Genomic DNA, 20,656 nt, shown 5'->3' with positions numbered 1-20,656 from the left:
TGATTATGAGGAAAATGGAAACAGACGTTATTGTTGTGGCAGCCGGCCTTTCCGGCCTTGCAGCCTGCATTTCAGCGGCGGAAAACGGGGCCAGCGTACTGGTTTTTGAAAAGTCCAACACCACAGGAGGTGCGGCCAATATGGGCATGGGACCTCTGGGAGTCGGTTCCAGGATTCAGAGGGAGCACATGATCTCCCTTACTCCTGGGGAGGCGTTCCGCAAGCACATGTATTTCACCCACTACCGTGTGGACGCGCGGATGGTGCGTGATTATTACTTCAAGTCAGGGGATACCATTGACTGGCTGTCGGATATGGGCGTGGAATTTGCAGGTGTGCAGAGGGCGTTCAGTGCGCCGGAGAATACGAGAGCATACTCGGACGGTGAATTTACATGGCATGTATGCAAGCCCGAGGACGGCGGCATCCCTGGGCCAAGGGCAGCCACATCCATGACAAAAAAGATGACGGAGCGTGCAAAAGACCTGGGAGTGGAATTCCTGCTGGAGACTCCTGTCTGCAAGGTCATTATGGAAGACGGCCGCGCGGTAGGAGTGATGGCCAAGGATAAAGACGGTGAAGAGATTGAGGCCAGGGCCCAATCAGTGATCCTTGCCACCGGCGGCTTTGGCGATAATCCTGTCATGATCAAAGAAGAGACTGGATATGAGTTCGGAAAGACCATTTTTAATTTCGCTATTCCGGGAATGAAGGGGGACGGGATTAAGATGGCATGGGAAGCAGGGGCAGGCAAGGAGCCGTGCACCATGGAGCTGATGTACCAGCTTCCAGACAATATGAATCATTTTATCCTGGACGGCGCGTTCCGCCAGCCGTGCCTGTGGGTCAACCGCAACGGGCAGAGGTTCATGCCGGAGGATCAGATCGGAAACACCACCTTTACAGGAAATGCGATCACGGCCCAGCCCGGCAGCGTGGCCTATTCTATCTTTGACAGCAAGCTGCTTAAAAAATACAAGAAAAAAGGTCCGGACATTGTCAGCCACGTACACCCCCACGACCTGTATGATCACTTTGACGAACAGTGGAACCGGGATCTGGCGGACGGATATGAGCCGATCGCGCAGGCGGACACCATTGAGGAACTGGCCGAAAAAGCAGGCATTGATGCGGAAGGCCTGGCCGCGCAGGTGGAGGAATACAACGAGATGTGCGAGGCTGGATTTGATGAGATTTTTGAAAAAGACAGGCACTATATGCAGCCTATTGCAAAGGCGCCGTTTTACTGCTGCCGCCAGAACGTGGGCGCTTACGGTTCCCTGGGCGGAGTCAAAATCAACCATAAGACAGAGGTCATGACACAGGAGGCAAAGGTAATTCCGGGTCTGTACTGTGTGGGAACCGATGCGTGCAACATTTTCGGGGACAGCTATCCCTTTATACTGTCCGGCAATACCATGGGCTTCTGTTTAAACAGCGGGCGTATTGCAGGTGAAAATGCAGCGGCCGGGTTGGATGAGTTTGAGTATTAGAGAATACAGACGGCGGAATCAGGAGCGGAAGAATGAAGATTACCATTGACGGAAAAGAAATAGAAGCAAGGCAGGGGCAGTCGGTACTGGACGCGGCGCTGGATGGGGGGATCTTTATCCCCCATCTGTGCAGCCACCCGGACCTGGAAGCAAAGGGAGGATGCCGCCTGTGTTCCGTGGAAATAGAAGGCGGTGACCAGGCGGTCCCGGCCTGTAAAACCGAGGCCCGGGAGGGCATGAAGATTACGGTAAACGGGGCAAAGGCTGAGAAGGTCAGAAAAACGGCCATGGAACTGATACTGGCAACCCATCCGGCTGACTGCACCGGATGTCCCAAGTATGGCAAATGCGAGTTGCAGTCCATGTACCAGTACATGGGGGTCAGTCCGGAGCGTTGGAGAAAGAAATCCAGAAGTCTTGCCAACAACGACAGCAACCCCCTGATCTCCCACCTGTTTACCAGGTGTGTCCGCTGCGGAAGATGTATCCGCGCCTGTCAGGAGCTGCGCGGCGTAAAGGTGCTGGATTATATTAAGACGGATGCGGGCATCTGCGCAGGTGTTCCGGATGGAAAGTCGTTAAAGGAAGCGGGATGCCGTTTCTGCGGAGCGTGTATCGAGGTCTGTCCCACCGGTTCCATTATGGATCAGGTAAGGATCATGAAGGAAGACAGTTCCTATGCGGAAAACATTGTGCCTTGCAAAAGCACCTGCCCTGCCCATATCGATATTCCCAGATACATCCGCTATATCAGGGACGGGGAGTTTGACAAGGCTGCGGCGGTGATCCGGGAAAAGGTGCCGTTTCCGGAGACGCTGGGAAGCATCTGCAACCATGCATGTGAGAGTGAGTGCAAGAGAAATGAACTGGATGCCCCGCTTTCCGTGTGTAGGCTGAAGCGGGCGGCAGCGGTAAACGAGAGCGGCGCCTGGAAGGAGCATGCACGCAGGGAAGCCCCCACGGGAAAGAAGGCCGCTGTCATCGGAGCAGGCCCGGCGGGCTTAACAGCCGCCTACTATCTGGCGAAAAAAGGACATGGGGTGACTGTGTTTGAGAAAAACGAAAAAGCCGGGGGCCAGTGCCGTTACGGTATACCGGCCTACCGGCTCCCGGATGAGCTTTTGGACCGGGAGATCCGGACGGTTTTAGAGGCAGGGTTTGAATGTAAGACAAACACCCCGGTCCAGGCTCCGGCCAGTCTTTTACAGCAGGGGTTTGACACGGTGCTGGTTTCCGTGGGAACACATAAGGGAACCAGACTTCCTCTGACAGGAAACGATTTGCCCCAGGTATACTTAAACACCGATTTCCTGCGGCAGGCCAGAACAGGGTCGCCCCTCCCCGTGAACGGACGGGTGATGGTCCTGGGCGGCGGCAATGTGGCTTATGACTGTGCCAGGACAGCGGTCCGTCTGGGCGCAAAAGAGGTACATATCGCCTGCCTGGAAAATGAACGGCAGATGACCTCCACCCCGGAGGAAATTGCGGAAGGTACACAGGAGGGAATCATCCTCCACGCGGCCCATTCTTTCCTGCAGATTACCGGTACGGACAAGGTGGAAGGAGTGGAACTTCAGAAAGTTCAGCAATTTTATTTTGATGAAAACAGGAAGGCCGTCATAGAGCTGGAAGAAGGAACCAGACACATTGTTCCTGCAGACTATGTGATCTTTGCGGTCGGTCAGAAGCCGGAGGGAACAGAGGACATGGGACTGGAGCTGACACACGGCCCTTACATTCTGGCCGATGCAGACCTGCGCACCAGCATGGAGGCGGTCTATGCGGCAGGTGACGCTGTGACCGGAACTAAGTCCGTGATCGCTGCAATTGCAGCAGGACGAAGGGCGGCGGAGCAGATGGACCTGTACCTGGGCGGTGACGGCGATATCAGTGAGGAACTTTTGGAAAAGGAAGTCCCGGCCGCTTATATTGGCAGAATGGAAGATTTTGCAGAGTTAAAACGCCAGGAACCCAGGACCGAACCGCCATCCCGGCGCATACAGGGATTTAAGGAGGCGGAGCATCCCTTTACCTGTGAACAGGCCATGTGCGAGGCCGAAAGATGCCTCCAGTGCGACCTGCGCCTCCAGCTGGCCAGACCAAAGCTCTGGAACGAATACTAAGGGGGTAAGAGAGATGACTACATTGGAAAAAATTCAGAACCTGAAAGAGAATGAATGTATCGCAGACCTCCTTTTGAATGAAGTCCGTGCTAATGAATGCCGGACCTGCGGAAAATGTGTATTCGGATACGAGGGCATCACCCAGCTGGAGATGACCTTAAACGACATCACGGAGAAAAAGGGCCGCAGCTCTGATCTAAGCCTGATGGAAGAACTCTGCGGCCTGATGAAGACCCAGTCTCTCTGCGGGACAGGGGAAGAAATCGCAGACGCGGTGCTGGCCGCCATTGAGACTTACCGCGGGGATTTTGAAGAGCATATCGGCAAAAAAGGATGCAGAGCCGGTATATGCAGGAAGTTTATGACCTATCATATCCTGGCGGACCGGTGCACGGGCTGCGGGGACTGCATGGACGAATGTGAGGAGGACGCGGTTCTTGGGAAAAAACGGTTCGTTCACGTTATTGACCAGGATGAGTGTACCCAGTGCGGCGCCTGTATGAGCGTGTGCGAAGAAGACGCGGTGGTAAAGGCCGGTGCGGTCAAGCCGAAATGTCCGCGCAAGCCCATTCCCTGCAGACGGTGAGACAGACGAAAAGGGCCGGTCCGTTAATTCAGCCGGTCCGGCTCTTTTTTCTTACTCAATCATCCCCAAATACCTCATGATCCTTACCGACAAATTAAAATTCATAAAATCTTCCCCCTCGATAAAATCACAATCCGTAATTTCCTTAATCTTCCCCATCCGGTACAGCAGTGTATTCTTATGGATATGCAGATTTTCAGCAATCTTTGCAGGCTGCCCCGGCCGGGTCAGGTATTCCCTCAAAGTCACCATAAAATCAGTGTTCTTTTCCCTGTCATAGTAGTACAGCTTCATCAGTCCCGGATGGATCAGAAACCGTATTTCAGAATCCTCCTTCTCATACAGCTCCAGCATCTGGAACAGATAATAGTCGCTGTAATAATAGATGGGGGCCGGGTCCTTAAGTTTCAGGCCCAGATGGACGGAATCAATGGCCTGCCGGTAGAACCGGGGAGTGTCCTCCAAATTCTGGTAAAAGTTGCTGATCCCTGCCTTCAGGCGGTTGGCCGACAGGTATTCCGACAGCTGGGATATCTCGTATTCACTGAGGTTCTGGTCCATGGCCCGGCTGATGAGAAATACGATGCTGTCCTCATAAATGGAATAGATGCTGCCTCCGAAGATCTTTTTCAAATACTCCAAAATGACCTCCAGCTTCAGATCTGAAAAACTGTGGCTGACCGGCGGGATGACCACAATATAAAATGTCTCCTTCAGGCTGTAACCCAGGACCTTCAGCCTGTCCTTAATATCAGACACATTCTGCCGCGGATTTTTCAGAAGATCGGCCAGAAAGTAGGAATACATCACACCCCTGTTTCTGGAATAGGCGGAATCCTTCTGCAGCTCCATGGAGACCAGCTTGCAGAAGCGGTGGAAAAAGTCCGCATCATATTCCCGGAAGGGATGCTCGGATTCCAGCATCATCACATGGCCCACCTCCACCTCCTGTATATGGACCGCATCCACCAGCATCCCCTTTTTGACCAGCTCGTTGATGAAGTAGTAGGCGGTATCGCTGCTTCGGACCTTCTCGTCCAGCCGGTTGAACCGGATGGACCGGATCCCTTTTTCGCTGATATAACCGGAAGCGCTTTCCTCACGGAAGAAATCATTATCCGGTATAATGCCCGCGGACATGGCCAGATATTTATTCTGCAGGTCTACCACATAAATGGGATTGTTAAACAGCTGGGAAGCGGTATCGATCAGGTGCTGAAGGCCGTTGCCGGAGAACAGCGCATTGGTCAGGATGTGCATGCCGGTTGTGATCTGCTGCAGCTCGGTCAGGTTTTCCAGCGTAACATTAAAAAGCTGGGCCTGTGAGATTTCCGGACCAAAATAGACAATGGTAAATGCGCTTTCATCATAGGGAGAAAAGTCAATCTCATCTCCATAACAGAACAGTGTAAATGTGGAAACCGTGTCCCTATGGGGGAGCAGAGCAGTGGAGGTCAGATAGAGGACGGTCTCCTCAAAACGGTTCTGCTCCGGTGTCAGGATCCTTATGTTAAGCATATCGCAGTTGGATTGCCTGTTGCCGAATATCTGCGGATAATAGTGTTTCTTTTCCAGTTTATCTAATAAGATCTGATATTCCATAACCCCTCCATTTCGCATTGTGCGTCCGCACAAAAATGAGCTTCCGGCAATTGCCATCATTAGCCGGAAACACGATGATAACAGTGCTTTTATTATATATAATAATCACACAATCGTAAATAGAAAAACGGGAGAAAAAAGGGAAAGGAAGGAAGCTGTCTATGAGTACACTAGGAAAATATAACAGAAGCGTTTCGATCATCGGCGTGGGCTGTACCCCATTTATGTACACGGTAGATCATCCGGAGACGGATGGACTCACCGAGGGGGAACTGTTCGGATACGCGGCATTAAAAGCAATGGAGGACGCGGGAGTCAATCCGCGGGATGTGGATTTTTATTTTCACGGTGAGGCAAGCCCGCTCAACGGTTCCAACTATCTGACACCCAATGTTCAGGTTGCCAACTGGTTTGGAATGAAGGGAAAAGGATCCATCCACCATTCGGAGGCATGCTGCACAGGTTATCTTGCCATTGAGCAGGCGGTCAATGCAGTGGCGTCAGGAAAATACAACTGTGTTCTCACCGGCGCGGTGGAATTTGGTGACAGCACTCCGTCACCGGCCGACAATGTGGAAAGCCCCAAGCACCCGTATAAGCGCGACAAGATGACCATGGAAAAGTTTTTAAAGACCACGTCATGGCTGTATGACCGCACTTACACAAGAAGCCTGATGGCGGGCCAGGAACTGATTTATGACGATGCCGCGGAGTGGTATGTGCGGACCAGGGGCATCACGGCCGAGCAGATGAACGATGCCCTGAACTGGATGTGTATCAACAACCGGCGGAATGCATCCGTGAACCCCCTTTCCCTGGAAAAACGGACATATGAGTCCCTTGCAGAGGAAGCGGGTATGACGCTGGACGAATACATGAATTCCCCCTATAACCCCAAAATGGGAGATTACCTGCGCGCCGGAGGCGTGGAACTGAAATGTGATGGCGCAGCCGCAGCCATTGTGTGCGCCACGGAAATGGTTCCGGTGATCGCAAAGAACCTGAAACACAGGCCCATCCAGGTGCTGGGAATCGGAAGCGCCGCCTGTGAAGCCACCACACCTCATTTTGAGGTACGCGCCACAGAGGAAGCGGTGCGTCAGATATACGAACTCACAGGCATGTCCGGGGATGACCTGGACCTGTTCTATGCAAATGATTTTATCATCACCTCTCACCTGGTGTCGGCGGAGATCGCCGGATATCTTCCATACGGCGAGGGCTGGAAATACATCTGTGACGGACGCACGGCGTGGGACGGGGATAAACCGATCAATACAAACGGCGGGCGCACCTCCTTCGGCCATGCACATGCGGCATCGGGGCTGGCGGATGTCTATGAGGCCTGCAAGCAGCTGTGGGGCGAGTGCGGTGAGCACCAGGTAAAAAAACAGCCTAAGACTGCAATGTTAAGGGGATATGGCGGCGCCCAGAACGTTGCCGCTGTCCTGCTTCGTACAATAGATCAACAGGAGGTGTGATGATGAGCATTCAATTAGAAAAGGTGGTACAGACATTTTATGAGGGCCTGGAGGAGGGAAAGATTCTGGGACGCAAATGCCCGTTATGCGGAAATGTAGAATTTCCTCCGGTTTATGCCTGCAATCAGTGCGGTAATTATGAAACCCAGTGGTATGAGATCAGCGGCAGGGCCAAACTGCATTCCATCGTACTTCCGGCCGCCCTTTCATCCAAGCCGGAGTACAAGAACCTGGGAAAATACGCCTACGGGGAAGTGGAGCTGGAGGAAGGATCCCGGTTAAATGCGGTGGTCCGCGGCATCAGCAAGAAAAACCGTAAGGAATTGTCGGCCAAGCTTCCGCTGGACTGCCATGCGTCTATCTTCCAGAGAGAAGGCGGTTATAAGACGGTTGTGTTTGATCTGGACCAGGAGCAGTGATGTCCGGATCAGATGAAGAGCAGTAATGCGCGGATCATAAGAAGAACAGCAATCTATGGATCATATAAAAAAATAATGATAGAAAATGACAAAAAGGAGAATAAAATGGACAGAAAAGAATTAGAAGCACAGGTACTTCAGATGGTAGCCATGTCATACAAAAAGGATGTAAAGGATCTGAACACATCCACATCTTTTAAAGAGGATCTGGGAGGCGCATCCGTGCAGATGGTTGCCCTTGTGTCGGAAATTGAAAATGAACTGGATGTGGAGCTGATGCTTTCAGAGGCCAGCGCCTGTGCAACCGTTGGAGATCTGACGGATCTGATTGAAAAAGAACTGTAGGGAATAGAACTGTAGAGGATTTTTCAAACAGACTCCAGGAAATTTGTCAGGAGGAATCAATTATGAGTGTACTGGATCAGATTTATGAAAAAGCAAAAAGGAATCCCCAGCGGATCGCATTTCCGGAGGCTCTCAATGAGAAGATGATGCAGGCGGCTTATGAGACGGGCAAAGAGGGATATATTATTCCTGTGCTTGTCGGGTATGGGGATGAGATCAGGATGGCATTATCCGGAAAGGGATATGAGGAGAGTATTTTCACAATCGTGGATATCAGGGAGGAGACATATAAAAAGAGCCTGATTGACCGGTATGTGGACTTGCCCCAGGCCATGTTAAAGGAGAAGGCGCTGAACCGCCGGATGCAGAATCCATTGTATTACGCCATGGTTATGCAGGCCGTGGATGAAGCGGATGTGACCTTTGCGGGAATTGACAACACCACCGGAGATGTGCTGCTGGCCGGGCAGATGGTGATCGGCCTGAAGCCGGGAATCAGCACCATATCCAGTATCGGACTATGTGATATTCCGGGATTCAAGGGAAGCGAAGGAAGCCTTCTGGCGATCGGTGACAGCGCTGTGTGCGCCAATCCGGATGCGGGACAGCTGGCGGATATTGCGATTTCCGCCTGTGATACGGTGAGCAGCCTTCTGGATTGGGAGCCGAGGTGTGCCATGGTCAGCTACTCCACTCTGGGAAGCGGCCAGGGAGAGCTGGTGGATAAGGTGGCTAAGGCGGTGGCAATTGCCAATGGGCAGCGCCCGGATCTTGCCATCGATGGAGAATTTCAGTTTGACGCGGCCGTTTCACCCCAGGTGGCGCTTAAAAAGGTGCCAAGGGAAAGCCGGGTAGCAGGAAAGGCTAATGTGATCATCTGGCCGGATCTGAATGTGGGAAATGTGGGAGTGAAGCTGATCCAGCAGTTTGGTCATGCCAATGCCTACGGACCCATGCTTCAGGGATTTAACAAAGTGGTATGTGACTGCTCCAGAGGCGCTCCGGTTTCCGAGATAAAAGGAAATATTGTCATCAGCGCCGTGCGTGCTGCTGGAAGTAAAAGGTAAGGAGACACAGCATGAAAGCATATAAAGTACTGACCATCAATCCCGGCTCCACCTCCACAAAGGTTGCGCTGTTTGAAGGGGATCAATGCCTGTATTCCCGGAATGTTTCCCACGAGGCAAATGAGCTTGGGAAATTTAAGACCCTGCCGGAACAGCTTCCCTACCGCCGGGATACTATTTTAAAGCTTCTTAAGGAGGCGGGTATCAGCCTTGAGGATGTGGATGTATTTGTGGGCCGGGGCGGCGGTCTGCTGGCCGTGGAGGGCGGAACCTATGGGGTGACGGATCTGATGCTGGAACATGCAAGGACCTGCGCCAATGGCGTGATCCACCCGGCCGCATTGGGCCCGCAGCTGGCCCATGAATTTGCAGAAACCTATGGCGCCAAGGCAATGGTGGTTAATCCGCCGGATGTGGACGAACTCCAGGAACTGGCGCGTATGACCGGTATCAAAGGAGTGTACCGCATCATTCATCTCCATGCGCTGAATTTGAAGGAGACGGCGATCCGCCACAGCCGGAATGTGATGGACAGGGCCTATGAGGAGTGCAATTATGTGGTATGCCACATCGGCGGAGGCATTTCCGTATCCGCCCATTGCAGGGGAAAGATGATCGATGGATATGATATTGTGGGAGGGGAGGGGCCAATGGCGCCTACCAGATGCGGAAGCATTTCCGTGGCAAACCTTCTGGAATATATGGAAACCAGCGGCCTGGGAGTGGCGGATGTGAGAAAACTCTGCACCAGAACAGGGGGATTTGTAAACCACGTGGGAATCTCGGACGCCATTGAATTGACGGACCGCGCTGCATCGGGGGACCGGTATGCGGAAATGCTCTGGGACAGCATGATCTACCAGATCGAAAAGTGCATCGGATCCATGGCAGCCGCGCTTCACGGACAGGTGGACGGCATTCTGCTGGGCGGCGGCATGGTACATAACCAGGACCTTGTAAAACAGATCACAGATGCATGTTCCTTTATCGCACCGGTGACAGCCTATCCCGGAGAGTTTGAGATGGAAGCCATGGCTGCCGGAGCCATCCGCGTGCTGGAAGGCGGGGAGGAACTGAAAACATACACAGGAAAGCCGGTATGGGACGGTTTTGACTGGGAGTGACGGATATGGAAGAAAAAAGGATAAAGACAATCAATATGCTGACCCTGGCATTTGGCATTGCGTTTATGCCTCCGGTCTGGGCTGTGCTGGCGCCTTTTATAGGGGTGGATACCGGAGCCGTGGCTCTGATCTGCGCCGGACTATTTGTGGCCAACGGCAATAGACGGCAGGATACGTTTAAGATCAGCCTTGGTTTCCTGCTGGGCGATCTATGGGCGCTGACCGCGGTGTGGATCATGGAAATCCTGCCGTGGAATCCCAATGTGGAGCTGTACCTTACCCTGTTCATTCTGGGAGGGATTGCGGTGATCGTTGGGGAGACACTTGCAAAGGTGATCTATACACCGGCCTGGCTGTGCGGATGGGCCATCGGCCTTACTATCATGGGTCCCGTGAAAGTGGACCGGATCGGCACCCTGCCGGTCCAGATCGGGATTGCCATGCTGGTGGGAGTTATCTACGTGGGCGTGGGCGTTGACGCGTTTCAGAAAATGATGGTAAGGCGGCTCATGAGGTAATAATGATGCAAAAAGTAAAGATAATCATCGCAGATGCAGACCGGATTGCCGCACATGGGGATGAGTTTATCCACAGCATCCCTCAGTATTACGCTGAAAAATACAGGAATATAAAGGTAAAGCAGGAGGCATGCCAGGAATTGACGGCAGGCTTCCTGCTGAAGTCTTATCTGGGGGTATGGAGTGATGGACAGCTCATAAGGAACAGGTATGGAAAGCCCATGCTGAGGTCCGGGGAGATCTGTTTTAATCTGTCCCACAGCGGGAATTATGTGGCCCTGGCCATTGCGGATATGGAGATCGGGGTGGACATGGAGAGAATCATGGATATCCACTGGCCATCTGTAAGAAAGGTGTTTTCCGGGGAACAGCAGGTACGTCTTAAACAAACGCCGGAAAAGGAACAGTCCATACAGTTTACAAGGATGTGGACAGAGTGTGAGGCGGCTTTGAAACTATTGGGGACCGGGTTTGCAGCGGGAGCGGTATATGAAAATGAGGGGCGGTTCGTCCACTGGTTTCAATACGAGGATTACATGGTTGCGTGTGCTGCAAATGAGGACTTTCAGATATCTGTCAGAGAGGCTGGGAGGGAGGAACTGGTCCATGGGCCAAAGGCAGCTAAACGGCAGGCTGCGGGGAGGCAGGCCGCCGGGCATCCTTTGGGCCGGATCCGGGGAATGATGCGTGGGGAAATATAAAACTGCTCCCTATGGAAATGGGAAAATATATCTGGATTCTTCGGTGGGTGGGGCTCTGGGGGCGGAAATGTTTCTGCGGGCATATCCGGACAAAAATCCTTCATTTAAGGAATATCCCCAGCTGTTCAGGGGACTGTGGTAGGACAGCGTAAAGCGTCTTAAGGACATAAGGGTCATCCGGAACCTGGGATTCAGAGGACAGGGGGATACCTCCTTCTGGGAACAGTACGGTTTGGTAAGAGTCTTCCGGGGCTTGATAATTTGAAAAAAAGTGATATATTGGGAGATGAGCCTGGAAAAAACGGGGGGCCTTTCCCCATATCTGTAGGAGGTAATGGTAAATGAAAAAAATAGGTTTTATTGGCGTGGGGATCATGGGAAAATCCATGGTGCGCAATTTGATGAAGGCGGGCCATGAGGTTGCTATTTATACCAGAACAAGATCAAAGGTGGAGGATATCATTAGCGAAGGAGCAGTCTGGTGCAAAAGCGCGGGGGAATGCGCCAAGGGACGACAGGCTGTGATCAGTATTGTGGGGTATCCAAAGGATGTGGAGGACATCTATTTTGGTGAAGGCGGTATCATTGCCAATGCGGATCCCGGCACATTTCTGATCGATATGACAACCACCAGTCCCAGACTGGCTGTGCGGATTTATGAGGAGGCAAAGAAAGCAGGTCTTCACGCCCTGGACGCTCCGGTGACAGGAGGCGACAAGGGGGCAAAGGATGGAACATTGACCATTCTTGCCGGCGGTGACAGGGAAGACTTTGACGTCTGCCTGAACATCCTTCAGGCCATGGGTAAAAATATTGATTATGAAGGCAGGGCAGGAAACGGACAGCACACCAAGATGTGTAACCAGATTGCGGTTGCGGGAGCCCTGGCAGGGGCTTGTGAGGCAATGGTCTATGCCAGGAATGTGGGGCTGGATGTGGACACAATGCTAAAGTCCATTTCCACAGGAGCCGCCGGCAGCGTGCAGATGAACAATGTGGCTTCAAAGGCGCTGCAGGACGACTACCGGCCTGGATTCTTTATCAAGCATTTTATCAAGGATATGAACCTGGCGGATGAAGAGGCCAGGGCAGCGGATACGGAGTTAAAGGTGCTGGAGGACGTCCTTTCCATGTATAAGGAATTGGAGCGGGAAGGCATGGGAGAACTGGGAACGCAGGCTTTGATCAAATATTATAATTGGTAAGCCTGCAGCTGCAAAGGTCAGGTGGGAGACATGGACAAAGGAATTGAATACATTTTGGAGGTGGCTCGCTGCGGCGGCATCACGAAAGCAGCGGAGAACCTGTTCATTACCCCGTCTGCCTTAAGTAAATTTGTCCAGGCCAGGGAGTCTGAGCTTCAGGTGAAGCTGTTCCACCGTGTGGGCAAGCGGTTTGTGCTGACCCAGGCAGGGGAGTATTATGTTCAGAAGATAGGGGAGATCGAGCGGATCCAGCGGGAACTGGACACGCAGATGGGCAGTTTTTCCAGTATGAGCAGGGGGGTGATACGCATCGGGGTCCAGGCCACCTTTACGGAGGTCATGTTCCGCTTTATCCTGCCGGAGCTTAAGGAGGCATTTCCGGGGATCCGAATCCTGATGCACGAGCGCACCGTGGGGGAGCTGGTCCAGATGGTAAAGGGGCGCCAGCTGGACGTGCTGCTGGCCGTGATGGATAAGCAGGAGCATGGCTTCTGCTATGAAACGGTCCACCAGTGTGAGCTGGTGATGGCAGCGGTGGGGACGCATCCGGTGGTACGGAAGGCTGTTTCAAAACCGGGATTTCGATATCCCTGGATCGACCTTTCGTACTGCTGTGATCAACCCAATGTAATGCTGATGCCCGGTTCCCCGTACCGTACCTATGCGGATAATCTGTACGGTTATTACCAGCTGAAGCCGGATATCGCTTATGAGCTGGGATCCTCACGCAGCGGCCTGGCCTGTGTGGCGTACACCCATGCCCTGATGATCACGCTGGACCACATGATATTTAATAATCTGTTCCATGAGGAGATTGTCCCCCTGTCCGTGGGTGAGAAACCCTTATCCAGGAATTTGGTCACCGCACATCCGGAGGAATCCATGCTGACAGAGGAGATCAATGTGTTTCACCGTATCTGCAAAAAGCATATCCGGTAAAATAGTAACCGTTCAGTTTCTCCGTCTGGACGATTACGTAAAATATTGAATTAAAGTTGATAAATGTTGAAAATATTGAGCTGTACATCTGCATTTGACTGCATTATGATAAGTATATCAAAGGACGGCGCGGTCATTGAAGAATGAGTACTCCCGGACATTAAAAGGATCCGGGATACTCTAACCATACGGAGGAAACCATGACACCTTTACAGATTACGCTCATTATCTTGCTATGTACCATCATAGCGTTTTTATCGGGAAAAATCCCATTTTCCATCATTTCAGCGGGAATCATTCTCGCCCTTATTCTTACCGGTGTGATGAAGCCGGCCGAAGCCTTAAGCGGTTTCATCAACACCAATGTGGTCATGTTTGTTGCCATGTTTGTGATCGGCGCTGCACTGACCAAGACCAGTCTGCTGGACAGAGCCCAGAAACTGGTGGTCCGCTACAAAAATAATCCCAAAATGCTGATTTTGATTTCATCCTTAGTGGCCGGTTTCCTGGCCTGCCTGACCAGCGCCACAGCCACGGCCGCCATCATGATTCCCCTTTTGGTGGGGATTGCCAATGAGATCGGCACCAGCCGCAGCAAGATGCTGTTTCCCGCCATGGCTATTGCCAACATAGCTACCGCCATGACATTCCTGGGACAGGGGGCCAGCAATATGACCTGGAGCGATGTTATGATCAAGGCGGGCGCTTCCATCCCGTTTTCAATCTGGGATTTTACCATTGCCAGAATCCCCATTCTGCTGATTTCACTGGCCTACATGGTATTTATCGGCTACCGTCTCATGCCTGACATTGATAATTCCCAGTTTTCAGATAACATTCAGAAAAAGGACACGGCCAGCCATCTGACACCTTCCAAGGAAAAGGTGGCTGTCATCCTTATCCTGGGCACCATTGCCTGTATGCTGTTGGAATCCGTGACCGGAATTAAGATGTACCTTACCGCCTCCATTGGGGCATGCCTCCTGGTCCTGTGCGGCGTGCTGTCGGAGCGCGAGGCCCTGGGTTCCATTCATCAGCCCACCGTGTTCCTGTTTGCCGGTGTGCTGGCTCTCTCGGACGCCATCAAGATAACAGGGGCCGGGGATGTGGTGGCGGACTGGATGATCTCCCTGCTGGGCAATACCACCAACCCCTATGTCATCATGGCAGTGTTCTTCATTATCCCATTCATTCTGACCCAGGTGATGTCCAATCTGGCAACCGTGACTATTTTCATTCCATTGGTAGCAGCTGCCTGTGTAAAGATTGGAGTGGACCCAAGGGCGGCTGTAATGGGCGTGCTCATTGCCAGTTGTACCTCTATCCTGACCCCCATGGCGGCTCCCTGCCAGATCATGATCATGGGGCCGGGCGGGTATTCACTAAAGGATTATCTAAAATGCGGAACACCTTTGGCGGTTATGATCACTATTGTCTGCATTTTTACACTGCCTATCATGTTTCCGTTTTATTAATGAAGAATGAGGTGACCATATTATGAAGATTACTGGTTTGGAGATCATTCCGGCAAGCAAATATTTATTTATCAGGATCAGCACGGATGAGGGGATCCACGGTACGGGCGAGGCCGGGGCCTGGGGCTTTTTAGACGGAGTGGAGGGAGTGCTGAGACGTTTTGAGAGCTATCTTCTGGGCAAAAACCCATTTCAGATTGAGCACCACTGGAATTATCTGTACCGCAGCATGTATTTCAGGGGATCGGTGATCATGAGCGCCCTGTCCGCCATTGATATTGCACTCTGGGATATAAAGGGTAAGGCGCTGGGCGTGCCGGTTTACGAACTGCTGGGAGGAAAATGCCGGGATAAAGTGAGAAGCTACGAGGCGGTTTTCTGCTATACGCCGGAGGAAATGGCTGAATTTTGCGTGAATTTAAAACAGAAGGGATATGATGCGGCCCGTCTGATGATCACAGGTGATATCACCAGGACCCAGGCGGACCGGTCATCCGGTATTTATAACAGCAAGGTGGAAGGTTACATAGAGCGGGTGAGGGCCTGCCGGGAAGCGGTGGGGAGAGATTTTGACCTGATCCTGGAATGCCACCGCAGTATGGATCCCTGTGAGGCCATTGCATTTGCAAAAGGGGTGGAGGCTTACAGACCCCTGTTTTTGGAAGATCCGATCCCCCCGGACAGCCCGGAGGCTATGGCGGATGTTGCCAAGGGCACAAGTATTCCGGTGGCAACAGGAGAGCGCTTTATCAATATACAGGAGTTTGAAACAATTCTACAGAAGCGGGCGGCCAGATACCTCAGGCCGGATGTCTGCGCCCTGGGTGGTCTGACTCCCTCCAAAAAGGTGGCGGCCATGGCGGAGGCGAACTATGCCAAAATCGTGCCTCACAATCCATTGGGTCCGGTTTCCACCGCAGCCTGCCTGCAGCTGGACGCGGCCATCCCCAATTTTGCCATCCAGGAGTTCCCATCCTTTTATCACCAGGGAAACGAGGCGGAGATGACCGCCGAACCGTTCCGGGAGGAAGATGGATACATTGTGATCCCGGATGCACCGGGAATCGGAATTGAGCTGGCAAAAGACCTTACGGAGAAGTTCCCGCCCAGACAGAGAAGCATTTCCGCCCAGACTGCCTATGACGGCGGGGTATATGACGTATAGTGGAACAGGTTGCCAAAATCCTCATACTATAATAGTAAACAACGTATTAGTTAAGGATAGCTATGAACAACGACCCCAGAGGAACCATCGTCCGGCAGGGAAATGCCCTGCGTATTGATAATGCATTTGTGGAGGACAGCTCCTGTACCAACAATTCAAACGGAACCATATTGATCTCTTATTCCATGCCGGAAGCCGGACAAATGGTTTCCATCCAGACCCTACAGCTGAACATAAACAGAAATACAGTTATTATAAATTCTTTTGGACAGAGTGTGGGCCTGTGCCGGATTCAGCCGGGAATGTGGATCAATGCCGTTTTTTCTTCCCGCATGACAAGAAGTATCCCGCCTCAATCCAATGCGTTTATGATTGTTGTGCGAAGCAGGGGTCAGGAGACTTCGGTGACAACAGACCGGATTGTGGATGTGGATGCATGCAATGGCTTTATTTACACTGGAAACCGCGGTGATATAAACAGCCAGATCAGGTTCAGTGTTCCAAGCACCACGCCGATCACAGACCGGGCAGGGAGACCTATCAGTATCCATTCCCTCCGGCCCGGCCAGATGGCCAGGATCACCCATGCCAATTTTATGACGGCAAGTATTCCACCGCAGACGACCGCGTACAGGATTCAACTGATTTAAAAGAGTATAAATATTTATTCCCGGTAAGGATTCTTCCTGGCCGGGAATGTTTTTTATATACATAATTGAGCTTTTAAGAAAGATAATATCAATATGAAAAATTATAATAGGTGCAAAAAACATTGTAAGGAACATGAGACATTGACTTACGAAACACCGGCCAGCGAAACGCCGGCCAGCGAAACACCGGTCAGCGAAACGCCGGCCAGCGAAACGCCGGCCAGCGAAATATGCATAAACGAATTATCAATCGGAACCCATCTTTCAGTTGCCAAGGGGTACGCCGCTTTGGCAAAGGACGCGGTCCAAATCGGCGCAAATACATTCCAGATGTTCATCCGCAATCCCCGGGGAGCCAGGGCAAAGGAGTTAAAACCGGGAGAGATCGAGACATTCCTGGATATTTTGCAAATGCATGGATTTGGACCGTTTATAGCCCATGCTCCGTATACGCTGAATCTCTGTTCGTCAAGCCGGCATTTGAGAGAGCTTTCCGCCCGGATGATGGGGGAGGACCTGCAGCGGATGGAACTGATGCCGGGAAATCTGTACAACCTTCATCCGGGCAGCCGGCTGGACCAGCCCCTGGACAGCGCCATTGAACAGATCGCCCAGGGGCTGAACCATGTGATGTTCCCGGACATGAAGACCACGGTGCTGTTGGAAACCATGTCCGGGAAAGGCAGCGAGGTGGGAAAACGGTTTGAAGAACTGAAGGAGATTCTGGACCGGGTGGCCCAAAAAGATCACATCGGAGTCTGCATGGATGCCTGCCACATGTGGGATTCGGGATATGACATTGTGGACCGGCTGGATGAGACGCTGGAACAGTTTGACCGTCTCATCGGATTAAACCGTCTGAAAGCATTTCACATCAATGACAGCATGAATGTCAGGGAAAGCCACAAGGACCGGCATACACTGATAGGGGAGGGGCACATCGGGGAGGACACGATCATCAGGATCATCAACCACCCGCGTCTGTGTCATCTGCCCTTTATATTAGAGACGCCCACGGACCTGGCCGGACATGCACAGGAAATAAAAAAGCTGAGGAAACAATATGTATGGGGATCTGTCAGTGATAAAATTTCAGAGCAAAATGGGATAAGTAAGACATACCCGGGCGCAGATTTTTAATGTTAGTGAGATTTGGCTCATTACGTGCTACTATGTAAAAAGAAATACGGATACGGAAGTTAATAAGATCCGGGAATATTTTTATAAAAAGGAGAAGGTAATGAGCGAACATAATATTAACCTGCACCAGACTGTTAAATGTGTAAGACTGTATTTTAATACGCTTGATTATCGGACCTCCCATTTTCACCGGGATATCGAAGTTATGTGGGCATTGGAGGACGACCTGGAAGTACAGGTGGGCAATGACCGATGTACGGTGCGGGAGGGGGAGATGGTCCTGATGAATTCGGAACAGCCCCATGAGATCAAGGCCACGGGGAAAAGCTGTACCCTGCTTGGGATCCAGATCTCGCCGGATCTGGTGGCCGAGGACGTGCCGGAGTTTGAACATATCCATTTTGACCAGTATTTTGTGAACAGTCTGCCGCAAGAAATCTATAAGGATATAGAGCAGACCCTGCTTGATGTGACATGGCAGTACCTGACACAGCCTGCCTTTTATGAATTCTTTTGCAGAAGCCAGATCCGGCTGTTTCTCTATACGCTGTTATCCTACCTTCCTTACCGCGTGCTTACAGAGGAGCAAAGCCAGATCCAAAAGAATCAGAATGCAAGGCTGAAGCGTCTGATCCAATTTGTCAATATGAATTACCAGAATAATATACGGTTGTCTGACTTTGCAGAAAGGGAGGGACGGTCACTGAGCCATATCTCACATTTTGTCCAGAGCGCCATGCATCAGAGTTTCCGCGAATATGTGGACCTGGTCCGGTACAGCGCCGCATGTAAGATGATGGCCACAGGCCGGTACAAAATGCTGGATATCTGCATGGAATGCGGCTTTTCTGATTACCGGTATTTTTCAAAAGCATTTGTCAGCCGTACCGGAGTCACACCGGAAGTATATGGGAAAAAATTACTGGAAAGGGTGGGGAACGAAACAATGTTTAAACACAGCATCCATTCCAGTGAACGGTTTTATACACCGGAGCAAAGCATGGAACTGGTAAAGAAATATAGGGAAAAGTATAGGTAACAGCAAAAAAGTCTAATGAAAGCAACAATAACATCAAGGATATAATGGGGAGGAATGATATAATTAGTATAATTCAATCTACAGGAACTGTTTCCGGAAACCAGTTGTGTAGGAAGGCATCAACAAACCATAGATTCAGATTGGAGAGGTAAGCGTATGAAACGAAATTTAATTGGGGCGGCTCTTGCAGCGGTAATGACGGCATCGGCAATCAGCGGCTGCGCACCGGCAAAGGTTGATAACAAAGAAAATACAGCAGACAGCAAAGGGGTCTTAGCGGACAGCAAAAAGGAGTCGGGAAGCGGTACGGGGAAAGCCGCGGACGGAAAAGAGACATTTGTGTTCTGGACCGGGTTATCCGGACAGGCCGGAGAGGTGATCCAGCAGGTGATCGATGATTATAACAATTCCCAGGATAAAGTCTTTGTGGACCTTCAGTATCAGGGCTCATACCAGGAATCATTGAATAAGTTAAAGACATCCATGCGCACACAGGACGGACCGGATCTGGTCCAGATCTATGAGGCAGGAACAAGGACCATGATCGACAGCGGCTTTATCATTCCCATGCAGCAGATCATTGACGATTACAATATTGATATATCCGGACTGGAAGAAAACATGCTTAACTATTACACGGTTGACGACCAGCTTTATTCCATGCCCTTAAATACCTCCGTGCCGGTCTGTTATTATAACAAGACCGTCCTCTCGGAGATCGGTTATGAGAACGGTCCTCAAAGCTGGGATGACATTGCCGACATTTCCCGGAAGGTGATGGATCAGGGCCTGTCCAAATCAGGGATCGCACTTTGCTCAAACCTGATCTGGTGCTTTGAACAGCCCATGGTACAGCAAAAATATCCAATGGTAGATAATGGCAACGGGCGCACGGGAAGAGCAACAAAAACAACATTTGCTGACGGCACGCTGGCGGTGGAGATCGCCTCCAAGTTCCAGGAACTTGTGGCAAAGGGGTATGTTGCTGATGTTGGTTTTACCATTGAGGCCAACCGGGCGGCCTTCTGGTCAGGAGACGCGGTGATCATGTGTGACTCTTCAGGCTCCATCCGTTCATCCTTAGAAACCATCGGCGGCGCCTATGAACTTGGCGTATGTAAGTTCCCGGGACTGACGGCGGATGCCCCCAACGGCGGTGTCACCCTTGGCGGCGGCTCTGTTTATATCTGTGATAACGGAAAGGGTGACGGCAGGAATGAAGGGATCGCGGATTTTGTCAAGTATCTGATCTCCCCAAAAGCACAGGGATACATATTTGCAAACACAGGATATTTCCCGGTTACAGGGGAGGCATTAAACCAGGATGCCGTAAAGGAAACACTGAAAACATATCCGCAGTACCAGGCCGTGATCGATACGGTGAATGAGTCTCCCAACATGGGATATGGTCCGTTATATGCCAGTCTGGTGGATGCAAGGGAGATTTATTCCAGCTATCTGGAACGGATGATGCTTGGAGAGATAACACCGGAAGAATGTATCAGCAAGTCGGCTGAAGAGATCGATATATTGATTGAGGAATACAATGATATTAACTTCTAGTACAAGAATGCGGGCCGGGTC

The 20,656-nt window shown here is 51.5% G+C and carries 20 protein-coding genes; 19 read left to right on the top strand and 1 reads right to left on the bottom strand.

The genetic code is table 11. From position 1 onward, the window contains the following. Positions 1–5 precede the first annotated feature (5 nt). Genes HMPREF9469_RS14100 through HMPREF9469_RS14090 form a run of 3 tightly spaced genes read left to right on the top strand, consistent with a single transcriptional unit; the run spans position 6 to position 4,202 of the window. Positions 6–1,493 carry an FAD-dependent oxidoreductase gene (locus HMPREF9469_RS14100; protein WP_007863014.1) on the top strand — a complete coding sequence of 496 codons (1,488 nt, stop codon included), beginning with the start codon at positions 6–8 and terminating at the stop codon, positions 1,491–1,493. A gap of 32 nt (positions 1,494–1,525) precedes the next feature. Then, the gene (locus HMPREF9469_RS14095; RefSeq protein ID WP_007863013.1) at positions 1,526–3,616 is read left to right on the top strand and encodes an FAD-dependent oxidoreductase; all 2,091 of its coding nucleotides are present in this window, start codon (positions 1,526–1,528) and stop codon (positions 3,614–3,616) included. 13 nt (positions 3,617–3,629) lie between these two features. Then, positions 3,630–4,202 carry an NADH-ubiquinone oxidoreductase-F iron-sulfur binding region domain-containing protein gene (locus HMPREF9469_RS14090; RefSeq protein ID WP_007863012.1) on the top strand — a complete coding sequence of 191 codons (573 nt, stop codon included), beginning with the start codon at positions 3,630–3,632 and terminating at the stop codon, positions 4,200–4,202. A 51-nt stretch (positions 4,203–4,253) separates the two neighbouring features. On the opposite strand, the gene HMPREF9469_RS14085 is transcribed toward HMPREF9469_RS14090, so the two are convergent. Further along, on the bottom strand, positions 4,254–5,804 hold the full coding sequence (locus HMPREF9469_RS14085) for a PucR family transcriptional regulator (protein WP_007863011.1): 1,551 nt from the start codon (positions 5,802–5,804) through the stop codon (positions 4,254–4,256). A gap of 161 nt (positions 5,805–5,965) precedes the next feature. Here HMPREF9469_RS14085 and HMPREF9469_RS14080 point away from each other — a divergent pair, with 161 nt between their 5' ends. From HMPREF9469_RS14080 to HMPREF9469_RS14010, 16 genes are all read left to right on the top strand, one after another. Further along, the gene (locus HMPREF9469_RS14080; RefSeq protein ID WP_007863009.1) at positions 5,966–7,285 is read left to right on the top strand and encodes a thiolase family protein; all 1,320 of its coding nucleotides are present in this window, start codon (positions 5,966–5,968) and stop codon (positions 7,283–7,285) included. Between the two features lie 2 nt (positions 7,286–7,287). After that, the gene (locus HMPREF9469_RS14075; protein WP_040416339.1) at positions 7,288–7,704 is read left to right on the top strand and encodes a Zn-ribbon domain-containing OB-fold protein; all 417 of its coding nucleotides are present in this window, start codon (positions 7,288–7,290) and stop codon (positions 7,702–7,704) included. A gap of 105 nt (positions 7,705–7,809) precedes the next feature. Further along, complete coding sequence (locus tag HMPREF9469_RS14070; RefSeq protein WP_007863006.1) at positions 7,810–8,049, top strand: acyl carrier protein; 240 nt, start codon at positions 7,810–7,812, stop codon at positions 8,047–8,049. 62 nt (positions 8,050–8,111) lie between these two features. Then, on the top strand, positions 8,112–9,116 hold the full coding sequence (locus tag HMPREF9469_RS14065; protein WP_007863005.1) for a phosphate acyltransferase: 1,005 nt from the start codon (positions 8,112–8,114) through the stop codon (positions 9,114–9,116). Positions 9,117–9,127: 11 nt separating this feature from the next. After that, entirely contained in the window at positions 9,128–10,240 is a 1,113-nt protein-coding gene (gene buk / locus HMPREF9469_RS14060) for a butyrate kinase (RefSeq protein WP_007863004.1), read from the top strand. Positions 10,241–10,245: 5 nt separating this feature from the next. Continuing rightward, entirely contained in the window at positions 10,246–10,758 is a 513-nt protein-coding gene (locus HMPREF9469_RS14055; RefSeq protein WP_007863003.1) for a DUF1097 domain-containing protein, read from the top strand. Positions 10,759–10,760: 2 nt separating this feature from the next. Beyond that, positions 10,761–11,459 (top strand): 4'-phosphopantetheinyl transferase family protein, encoded by a 699-nt coding sequence (locus tag HMPREF9469_RS14050; protein ID WP_007863002.1) that lies wholly within the window; start codon positions 10,761–10,763, stop codon positions 11,457–11,459. Continuing rightward, positions 11,446–11,601 carry a hypothetical protein gene (locus HMPREF9469_RS32450; protein WP_166461759.1) on the top strand — a complete coding sequence of 52 codons (156 nt, stop codon included), beginning with the start codon at positions 11,446–11,448 and terminating at the stop codon, positions 11,599–11,601. Before HMPREF9469_RS14050 ends, HMPREF9469_RS32450 begins: the two co-directional genes overlap by 14 nt. A 199-nt stretch (positions 11,602–11,800) precedes the next feature. After that, complete coding sequence (locus tag HMPREF9469_RS14045) at positions 11,801–12,664, top strand: NAD(P)-dependent oxidoreductase (protein WP_007863001.1); 864 nt, start codon at positions 11,801–11,803, stop codon at positions 12,662–12,664. Between the two features lie 30 nt (positions 12,665–12,694). Continuing rightward, complete coding sequence (locus HMPREF9469_RS14040; RefSeq protein ID WP_007863000.1) at positions 12,695–13,603, top strand: LysR family transcriptional regulator; 909 nt, start codon at positions 12,695–12,697, stop codon at positions 13,601–13,603. A gap of 200 nt (positions 13,604–13,803) precedes the next feature. After that, the gene (locus HMPREF9469_RS14035; protein ID WP_007862999.1) at positions 13,804–15,078 is read left to right on the top strand and encodes an SLC13 family permease; all 1,275 of its coding nucleotides are present in this window, start codon (positions 13,804–13,806) and stop codon (positions 15,076–15,078) included. Between the two features lie 22 nt (positions 15,079–15,100). Further along, on the top strand, positions 15,101–16,243 hold the full coding sequence (locus HMPREF9469_RS14030; RefSeq protein ID WP_007862998.1) for a mandelate racemase/muconate lactonizing enzyme family protein: 1,143 nt from the start codon (positions 15,101–15,103) through the stop codon (positions 16,241–16,243). A gap of 62 nt (positions 16,244–16,305) precedes the next feature. After that, on the top strand, positions 16,306–16,893 hold the full coding sequence (locus tag HMPREF9469_RS14025) for a hypothetical protein (protein WP_007862997.1): 588 nt from the start codon (positions 16,306–16,308) through the stop codon (positions 16,891–16,893). Between the two features lie 93 nt (positions 16,894–16,986). After that, positions 16,987–18,033, top strand: coding sequence for a deoxyribonuclease IV (locus HMPREF9469_RS14020; RefSeq protein ID WP_157140298.1), 1,047 nt, complete (start codon positions 16,987–16,989; stop codon positions 18,031–18,033). A 100-nt stretch (positions 18,034–18,133) separates the two neighbouring features. Then, positions 18,134–19,072 (top strand): AraC family transcriptional regulator, encoded by a 939-nt coding sequence (locus tag HMPREF9469_RS14015; RefSeq protein ID WP_007862995.1) that lies wholly within the window; start codon positions 18,134–18,136, stop codon positions 19,070–19,072. 156 nt (positions 19,073–19,228) lie between these two features. Further along, complete coding sequence (locus HMPREF9469_RS14010) at positions 19,229–20,635, top strand: ABC transporter substrate-binding protein (RefSeq protein ID WP_007862993.1); 1,407 nt, start codon at positions 19,229–19,231, stop codon at positions 20,633–20,635. Positions 20,636–20,656 lie beyond the last annotated feature (21 nt).

Source organism: [Clostridium] citroniae WAL-17108, from assembly GCF_000233455.1.
GTDB lineage: Bacteria > Bacillota > Clostridia > Lachnospirales > Lachnospiraceae > Enterocloster > Enterocloster citroniae.
The sequence above is the reverse complement of the archived record's forward strand: the minus strand, read 5'-3'. Positions and strand labels throughout refer to the sequence as shown.

Excerpts from the sequence above, each read along its gene's own strand:
- HMPREF9469_RS14090 (WP_007863012.1), top strand. The coding sequence starts at position 3,630 with ATGACTACATTGGAAAAAATTCAGAACCTGAAAGAGAATGAATGTATC.
- HMPREF9469_RS14095 (WP_007863013.1), top strand. The coding sequence starts at position 1,526 with ATGAAGATTACCATTGACGGAAAAGAAATAGAAGCAAGGCAGGGGCAG.
- HMPREF9469_RS14030 (WP_007862998.1), top strand. The coding sequence starts at position 15,101 with ATGAAGATTACTGGTTTGGAGATCATTCCGGCAAGCAAATATTTATTT.
- HMPREF9469_RS14065 (WP_007863005.1), top strand. The coding sequence starts at position 8,112 with ATGAGTGTACTGGATCAGATTTATGAAAAAGCAAAAAGGAATCCCCAG.
- HMPREF9469_RS14075 (WP_040416339.1), top strand. The coding sequence starts at position 7,288 with ATGAGCATTCAATTAGAAAAGGTGGTACAGACATTTTATGAGGGCCTG.
- HMPREF9469_RS14070 (WP_007863006.1), top strand. The coding sequence starts at position 7,810 with ATGGACAGAAAAGAATTAGAAGCACAGGTACTTCAGATGGTAGCCATG.
- buk (WP_007863004.1), top strand. The coding sequence starts at position 9,128 with ATGAAAGCATATAAAGTACTGACCATCAATCCCGGCTCCACCTCCACA.
- HMPREF9469_RS14035 (WP_007862999.1), top strand. The coding sequence starts at position 13,804 with ATGACACCTTTACAGATTACGCTCATTATCTTGCTATGTACCATCATA.
- HMPREF9469_RS14010 (WP_007862993.1), top strand. The coding sequence starts at position 19,229 with ATGAAACGAAATTTAATTGGGGCGGCTCTTGCAGCGGTAATGACGGCA.
- HMPREF9469_RS14085 (WP_007863011.1), bottom strand. The coding sequence starts at position 5,804 with ATGGAATATCAGATCTTATTAGATAAACTGGAAAAGAAACACTATTAT.
- HMPREF9469_RS14055 (WP_007863003.1), top strand. The coding sequence starts at position 10,246 with ATGGAAGAAAAAAGGATAAAGACAATCAATATGCTGACCCTGGCATTT.
- HMPREF9469_RS14015 (WP_007862995.1), top strand. The coding sequence starts at position 18,134 with ATGAGCGAACATAATATTAACCTGCACCAGACTGTTAAATGTGTAAGA.
- HMPREF9469_RS14025 (WP_007862997.1), top strand. The coding sequence starts at position 16,306 with ATGAACAACGACCCCAGAGGAACCATCGTCCGGCAGGGAAATGCCCTG.
- HMPREF9469_RS14020 (WP_157140298.1), top strand. The coding sequence starts at position 16,987 with ATGAAAAATTATAATAGGTGCAAAAAACATTGTAAGGAACATGAGACA.
- HMPREF9469_RS14045 (WP_007863001.1), top strand. The coding sequence starts at position 11,801 with ATGAAAAAAATAGGTTTTATTGGCGTGGGGATCATGGGAAAATCCATG.
- HMPREF9469_RS14040 (WP_007863000.1), top strand. The coding sequence starts at position 12,695 with ATGGACAAAGGAATTGAATACATTTTGGAGGTGGCTCGCTGCGGCGGC.
- HMPREF9469_RS14080 (WP_007863009.1), top strand. The coding sequence starts at position 5,966 with ATGAGTACACTAGGAAAATATAACAGAAGCGTTTCGATCATCGGCGTG.
- HMPREF9469_RS14100 (WP_007863014.1), top strand. The coding sequence starts at position 6 with ATGAGGAAAATGGAAACAGACGTTATTGTTGTGGCAGCCGGCCTTTCC.
- HMPREF9469_RS14050 (WP_007863002.1), top strand. The coding sequence starts at position 10,761 with ATGATGCAAAAAGTAAAGATAATCATCGCAGATGCAGACCGGATTGCC.